This is a genomic window from Halomonas sp. SpR8 (assembly GCF_031010195.1).
Classification (GTDB): Bacteria; Pseudomonadota; Gammaproteobacteria; order Pseudomonadales; family Halomonadaceae; genus Vreelandella.
Map to the genome: position 1 here is coordinate 344,323 of NZ_JAUAMC010000004.1, position 7,217 is coordinate 351,539.

Below are 7,217 nucleotides of genomic sequence, written 5' to 3' on the forward strand. Positions count from 1 at the left end.
CACCTCTTGAAAAGCGTCGAACTGACGCCATTTAACTTGTCAAGCTAAGAGTGATTTAGCACGTCTAATGACACGTTATCGGGACACGCGGTGCGTCCAAACGCACGGCTACCCCAGGAGGAACTCCATGCGTTTTGATAAATTTACCGCCAAGCTCCAGAGTGCGATTGCCGAGGCGCAGTCGCTTGCCGTGGGTCGCGGCCATAATCAGCTAGACCCAGCGCACTTGCTGCTCGCCCTGCTCGACACCAAAGACACGGGCATCAAAGCCTTGATTGAAAAAGCTGAGGGCAGCCCAACGCGCCTGCGTGATGGCTTGTTGCAGCAATTGGATAACTTGCCGAAGGTGGGGCAGTTCGACGGCGAAGTTCAGCCTTCGCGTGATTTCATCAAGCTTTTCAACTTAACCGATCGAGAAGCACAAAAGCGCGGCGACCAGTTTATCGCTAGCGAACTGGTATTGCTGGCGGCGTTAGAAATGAATAGCGCCATTACTAAACTGTTTAAAGAAGCGGGGATTAATCGCAAATCCCTTGAGGCGGCCATCGACAGCTTGCGCGGCGGCGCAGCGGTGGACGATGCCAACGCCGAAGATCAGCGCGAAGCGCTGAATAAATACACCATGGATCTCACCCAGCGCGCGCTGGACGGCAAGCTCGACCCGGTGATCGGTCGCGACGACGAGATTCGCCGCACGATCCAAGTACTCCAGCGGCGTACTAAAAACAACCCGGTCTTAATCGGCGAGCCCGGCGTGGGTAAAACCGCCATTGTCGAAGGCTTGGCCCAGCGCATCGTTAACGGCGAAGTGCCGGAAGGCTTAAAAGAGAAGCGTGTTCTGTCGCTGGACATGGGCTCGCTGCTCGCCGGTGCCAAATTCCGCGGCGAGTTTGAGGAGCGCCTAAAAGCCGTGCTTAAAGAGCTCTCCCAGGAAGAGGGGCGGGTGATCCTGTTTATCGACGAGCTGCACACCATGGTTGGCGCAGGCAAAGCCGAAGGTGCCATGGATGCGGGTAATATGCTTAAGCCTGCCCTGGCCCGTGGCGAGCTGCACTGCGTGGGCGCCACGACCCTCGACGAGTACCGCAAGTACATCGAGAAAGACGCTGCGCTTGAGCGCCGCTTCCAGAAGGTGTTGGTGGATGAGCCTTCCGAAGAGGACACCGTGGCAATTCTGCGTGGCCTGAAAGAGCGCTATGAAGTTCACCACGGCGTGGATATTACCGACTCTGCGATTATTGCCGCGGCCAAGCTCTCGACACGCTATATCACCGATCGGCAGTTGCCTGATAAAGCCATCGATCTAATCGATGAGGCAGCTTCGCGGATTCGTATGGAGCTGGACTCCAAGCCAGAGGCGATGGACCGCCTTGATCGCCGCCTGATCCAGCTAAAAATGGAGCGTGAGGCTCTCAAGAAAGAGACCGATGAGGCGACCAAAAAACGCTTGGAGGCGCTGAATAATCAGATTCACGAGCTAGAGCGCGAATACGCTGATCTTGATGAAATCTGGAAAGCCGAGAAGGCCAGTATCCAGGGGGCTGCTCAGTTTAAAGCCGATTTGGAGCAGGCGCGCATTGACCTGGAGCAGGCTCGCCGTCAGGGCGACCTGGGCCGCATGTCAGAAATTCAGTACGGCAAGATTCCCGAGCTCGAGAAGAAGATCGCTGAAAGTGGCGAAGGCGAAGCGGATACTTCAAGTCATCAGCTGTTGCGCTCCAATGTCACTGAAGAGGAGATCGCTGAAGTGGTCTCCCGGTGGACAGGCATTCCGGTCTCCAAGATGCTTGAAGGTGAGCGGGACAAGCTGCTGCGTATGGAGGAAGCGCTGCATGAACGAGTGATCGGTCAGGATGAAGCTGTCGTGGCGGTGGCCAACGCCGTGCGTCGCTCAAGGGCCGGTCTTGCCGACCCCAATCGCCCTAACGGCTCGTTCCTCTTCCTCGGCCCTACCGGGGTGGGTAAAACCGAGCTATGTAAGTCGCTGGCCAACTTCCTCTTCGATACCGAAGAGGCGATGGTGCGTATTGATATGTCCGAATTTATGGAGAAGCACTCCGTGGCCCGTCTGATCGGTGCGCCTCCTGGCTACGTCGGCTACGAAGAGGGCGGCTATTTAACCGAGGCTGTGCGTCGCAAGCCATACTCGGTGCTGCTGCTGGACGAGGTAGAGAAAGCCCACCCGGATGTCTTCAATATTCTGCTGCAGGTGTTAGAGGATGGCCGTCTAACCGATGGTCAGGGGCGCACGGTGGATTTCCGCAATACTGTGATCGTGATGACCTCTAATATGGGCTCGGACATCATCCAGCGTATGGGGGGCGACGTTAGTGCCGATAAAGATAGCGACTATGAGTCGATGAAAAACATGGTCATGGAGGTGGTGGGCAATCACTTCCGGCCTGAGCTGATCAACCGTATCGATGAAGTGGTGGTGTTCCACGCCCTGGGCCAAGAGCAGATTCAAGCGATTGCCGGTATTCAGCTTGAGCGCTTAAAAGTGCGCCTCGCCGAACACGACCTGAAGCTTGAGGTTAGCCCAGAAGCGATGGCGCAACTGGCGGTGGTGGGTTTTGATCCTGTCTATGGGGCACGGCCACTCAAGCGGGCGATTCAGAGCCGTATTGAGAACCCTCTGGCGCAGGACCTGCTAGGGGGCAAATTTTCCCCAGGTGATACCATTCATATCAGCGCGGAGGACGGGAAACTGGTGTTTAGCTCATAGTTGATGCTACGGCTGATGTCGCTACTTCGCGCAATTGAATAGGTCAAAAGTCCCACTAGCGTTGCTGGTGGGACTTTTTTTATGACTTCTTGCGACCTTTATTGCGTTTGGCCTGATCGGAGGTTGACAGGCTGAGGGCGCTAATGGAATCTTGTCGGTTCCTGATTTGCGGGCGCGGACTCAACGGGCAACCCCTAATCCCCGCGCGAAGGGTAGGCGAAAGCCTCTACCCGCCGAAGGACTTCCAGGTTTGGGCTAACCGCCCAGCTTGGCCAACGCCCCGACACGACGAACGGTCGTGATGAGAGTGCAGGCCCTAACCGGGCCGTATGCCAGGGTTTGGCATCAGGTGCCGGCTTGGGCCGGCAGCGGCATACCGCCGCACTCGACACCGTGCCCGTGTGGGTACGGATCGCACTCGAGACCTTTAGGGGAGAAATACAGTGGAACTGCTTTCCGGCGCAGATATGATTGCCCGCTTCTTGCAAGATGAGGGCATCGAATATATTTATGGTTACCCCGGCGGTGCAGCGCTGCATATTTACGATGCACTCTTCCGCCAGGACAAAGTGAAGCACATTCTGGTGCGTCACGAACAAGCGGCTACCCATGCCGCCGATGGCTACGCCCGTGCCTCGGGTAAGCCCGGCTGCGTATTGGTCACCTCCGGCCCCGGGGCCACCAACGCCGTGACGGGCATTGCTACCGCCTACATGGACTCGATTCCCATGGTCGTGCTATGTGGCCAGGTGGCGAGCCACCTGATCGGTGAAGACGCCTTTCAGGAAACCGACATCGTCGGTGTGACACGGCCGATTGTGAAGCATAGCTTCTCGATCCGTCACCCAGCTGAAATCCCGGAAGTGCTCAAAAAAGCCTTCTACTTGGCATCTACCGGTCGGCCAGGCCCGGTGGTGGTCGATATCCCTAAAGATATGACCGCTCCCACTGAACGCTACGAGTACATCTACCCGAAAAAGGTCAAGATGCGCTCGTACAACCCGGTCACGCGCGGGCACACAGGGCAGATTAAAAAAGCCGTTGAGATGATGCTCAAGGCCAAGCGTCCGGTGTTTTATACCGGTGGAGGCGTGGTCACGGGCAAAGCCAGTGAAGGTCTGACTGACCTGGTCAAACAGCTGGGCTACCCGATTACCACCACGCTGATGGGTATCGGCGCGTATCCCCAAAGTGATCGCCAGTGTTTGGGGTGGCTGGGTATGCACGGTTCCTATGAGTCCAATATGGCCATGCACCATGCCGACCTGATTATTGCCATCGGGGCACGTTTTGATGACCGCGTGACCAACAGTACGTCGAAGTTCTGCCCGACCGCCAAGATCATCCATGTAGACGTTGATCCAAGCTCGATCTCCAAAACGGTGCGCGCCGATGTACCCATCGTGGGGCCGGCTTCCAGTGTCATCAATGAGATGATCAGCTTGGTGCAGGGGCACAAGATTGCCCATCCCGAGGAACTAACTGAGTGGTGGGAGAAAATTGATGGCTGGCGCGCCGACCGTGAAGGCAAGCTTTACGAGCCCTCCAAGCCAGGTGAAGTCCTCAAGCCTCAGGAAGTGGTTGAAGCGCTTTGTCGGGTTACCCGAGGAGAAGCCTACGTGACCACCGATGTTGGTCAGCATCAGATGTTTGCTGCTCAGTACTACAAGTTTGATAAGCCCAATCGACTGATTACCTCAGGTGGTTTGGGCACAATGGGCTTTGGCTTCCCCGCCGCCATGGGGATCAAACAGAACTTCCCGGATGACGATGTGGTGTGTGTTACCGGCGAGGGCAGCTTCCAGATGATGATGCAGGAGCTCTCCACCTGTAAGCAGTACGGGGTGGGCGTTAAGATCGTCAATCTTAACAATGCGTCGCTGGGTATGGTGCGTCAGTGGCAGGACTTGAACTATAAGTCGCGCCACGCCCACTCTTACATGGAGTCGCTACCCGACTTTCATATGCTGATTGAGGCGTATGGTTTCACTGCGATTACTGTTAATACGCTTGACGAGCTTGAGCCTGCGCTAGAGCGTACGTTTGCTAATAAGCACGAGCTGGTGTTCCTTGACGTGAAGGTCGACCCCCATGAGCACGTTTATCCAATGCAGGTGCCGTTAGGCGCCATGCGCGACATGCTGCTGTCTAAAACGGAGCGTACCTGATGCGTCATATCATCTCGATTCTGTTAGAAAACGAACCGGGTGCGCTGTCACGTGTAGTCGGGCTGTTCTCCCAGCGTAACTTCAACATCGAAACGCTCAACGTAGCGCCGACAGAAGATCCTTCGCTGTCGCGCTTAACTGTCACCACCGTGGGTGATGACCGGGTAATTGAGCAGATCACCAAGCACCTCAATAAGCTAATCGATGTGGTCAAGCTGGTGGATCTCACCGAAGGTAACCATATCGAGCGCGAGCTGATGCTGGTGAAGGTCAAAGCGCTCGGTGCTGTCCGAGATGAGGTTAAGCGGACTGTGGATATTTTCCGTGCGCAGATCGTCGATGTGACGCCAAGCCTATACACAGTGCAGATCACCGGTGATGCGGGCAAGCTAGATGCCTTCCTTCAGGCCATGGCGCCAGTCGGTATTCTAGAGGTCGCCCGTACCGGGGTCTCGGGTATCGCCCGCGGTGATAAGGTGTTATCGCTCTAAGTACCCAAGGTGCAACGCTTTAAAGCAAAAAAAGCGCCGCTTCTATGATTTTCATAGGAGCGGCTTTTTTTATGGATGGCTCTATAGACGTTAGCTTTTGCGCTTGCGTTTGAGTATGTCTAGGTGCAATTGGCTGGCTGAGTGGCACTCACCGTGTAGAATGAAGGCGATCACTGTTCCCGTGACTTCACTTTTAATGGATGAGACCTATGACACAGGACGCTCGCGATCAAGAGCATGCAAGCTCGGATCAGTCAAACTCAAGCCCAAGTCAGGCGGGCTCTTCACAGCCAAGCCCAGGTCGGCCAGATAGTGCTCAGTCCGATAGTACTGATCACTCAGAAGTAGGCGGCAATGAAGATTTGGCGGCTGCTTTCTTGAGAGAAACTGAGGTGGTTGAGGAAGCCGTTGAAGATGGCAAAAAAATTCGCCGTAAAGGCATCTATTTGCTGCCTAACCTGTTTACCACATCGGCACTTTTTGCCGGTTTCTTTGCGGTGGTTGCTGGTATCAATGGTGAGTTCACCCCAGCAGCCGTTGCGATTTTTATTGCCATGGTGCTGGATGGCTTGGATGGCCGTGTGGCACGCATGACCAATACGCAAAGCGAGTTTGGCGCCGAATATGACAGTTTGGCCGATATGATTTCCTTTGGTATGGCGCCCGCGTTGGTGGCCTTTACCTGGATTTTACAGGACATCGGTAAAACCGGTTGGGTCGTTGCCTTTCTCTATGTGGCCTGCGCGGCGCTTCGCCTTGCGCGCTTCAATGTTCAAATTGGCAGTGTCGACAAAAAATGGTTTATCGGCCTGCCAAGTCCCTCCGCAGCAGCGTTAGTCGCGGCCAGTGTGTGGACCTTCCATAGCTTTGATGCCGATGCGTTTGGCTTTAAGCTGCTAATGCTAGTGGTAGTGGCAGCAGCAGGCGTGCTAATGGTGAGTAATATTCGCTACTACAGCTTTAAAGACCTCGACTTCAAGAAGCCTGTACCTTTCGTTGTGCTATTGGCCATCGTGCTAGCCTTTGTACTGATCTCAGTTGAGCCTTCAGTCATGCTGCTGTTGCTGTTTGGTACCTATGTGGCTTCTGGCCCCGCATTGGCCGTTATGCGTAAGGCAAAAACTAAAAGCTAAAATATCCCCACTTATTTTTGACAGTTATTTCTACAAAACTACTTGCCAACCCGGCTTCGAGCCCGTAGAGTACGCATCCGCTGCCGGGGACGCCAAGCGTTACCAGCGGTGCATAAGGTGTAAAAGCCTTGGTTTGTCAGGCAGTTAACGCTTTTTCGAAAGCAGGCGGTTTGAGATGTTAGTGAGTTCGCATCGATAACAACGCCCTTGACAACCACCAGGAAATGCGTAGAATACGCCTTCCTCGCTGAGGCAAGCCAGTTCAACGGTTTGTAGGTGGTTTTAACAACTGCCGCAGCGAAACAGCTCTTTAACAATTTGATCAGGTAATTCATGTGGGCGCTTGCTGACGTTGGTGACAAATCACCAAATATCAAGGCAAGCGGTCATGGCAATGTAAATTGAAATGAATTCGTTTGAACCTTGAGCCAAGTTTGGTTCGCTTCTGTCACTTACGAGTGGCAGGTAAGAACCGCATAGATCTTAAACTGAAGAGTTTGATCATGGCTCAGATTGAACGCTGGCGGCAGGCCTAACACATGCAAGTCGAGCGGTAGCAGGGGGTGCTTGCACCCCGCTGACGAGCGGCGGACGGGTGAGTAATGCATAGGAATCTGCCCGGTAGTGGGGGATAACCTGGGGAAACCCAGGCTAATACCGCATACGTCCTACGGGAGAAAGGGGGCTTCGGCTCCCGCTA

4 protein-coding genes and 1 rRNA gene are annotated in these 7,217 nt (G+C 54.7%); all 5 read left to right on the plus strand.

The window, feature by feature from the left end:
* Positions 1-127: 127 nt before the first annotated feature.
* On the plus strand, positions 128-2,725 hold the full coding sequence (gene clpB, locus QT230_RS10970; protein ID WP_308321789.1) for an ATP-dependent chaperone ClpB: 2,598 nt from the start codon (positions 128-130) through the stop codon (positions 2,723-2,725).
* 443 nt (positions 2,726-3,168) lie between these two features.
* On the plus strand, positions 3,169-4,893 hold the full coding sequence (locus QT230_RS10975; protein WP_308321791.1) for an acetolactate synthase 3 large subunit: 1,725 nt from the start codon (positions 3,169-3,171) through the stop codon (positions 4,891-4,893).
* Positions 4,893-5,384 carry an acetolactate synthase small subunit gene (gene ilvN / locus QT230_RS10980; protein ID WP_308321792.1) on the plus strand — a complete coding sequence of 164 codons (492 nt, stop codon included), beginning with the start codon at positions 4,893-4,895 and terminating at the stop codon, positions 5,382-5,384. Before QT230_RS10975 ends, ilvN begins: the two co-directional genes overlap by 1 nt.
* 209 nt (positions 5,385-5,593) lie before the next feature.
* Positions 5,594-6,517, plus strand: a complete 924-nt coding sequence (gene pssA, locus QT230_RS10985; RefSeq protein ID WP_308321794.1) for a CDP-diacylglycerol--serine O-phosphatidyltransferase — start codon at positions 5,594-5,596, stop codon at positions 6,515-6,517.
* Positions 6,518-7,002: 485 nt separating this feature from the next.
* A 16S ribosomal RNA gene (locus QT230_RS10990) occupies positions 7,003-7,217 on the plus strand; the annotation flags it as partial.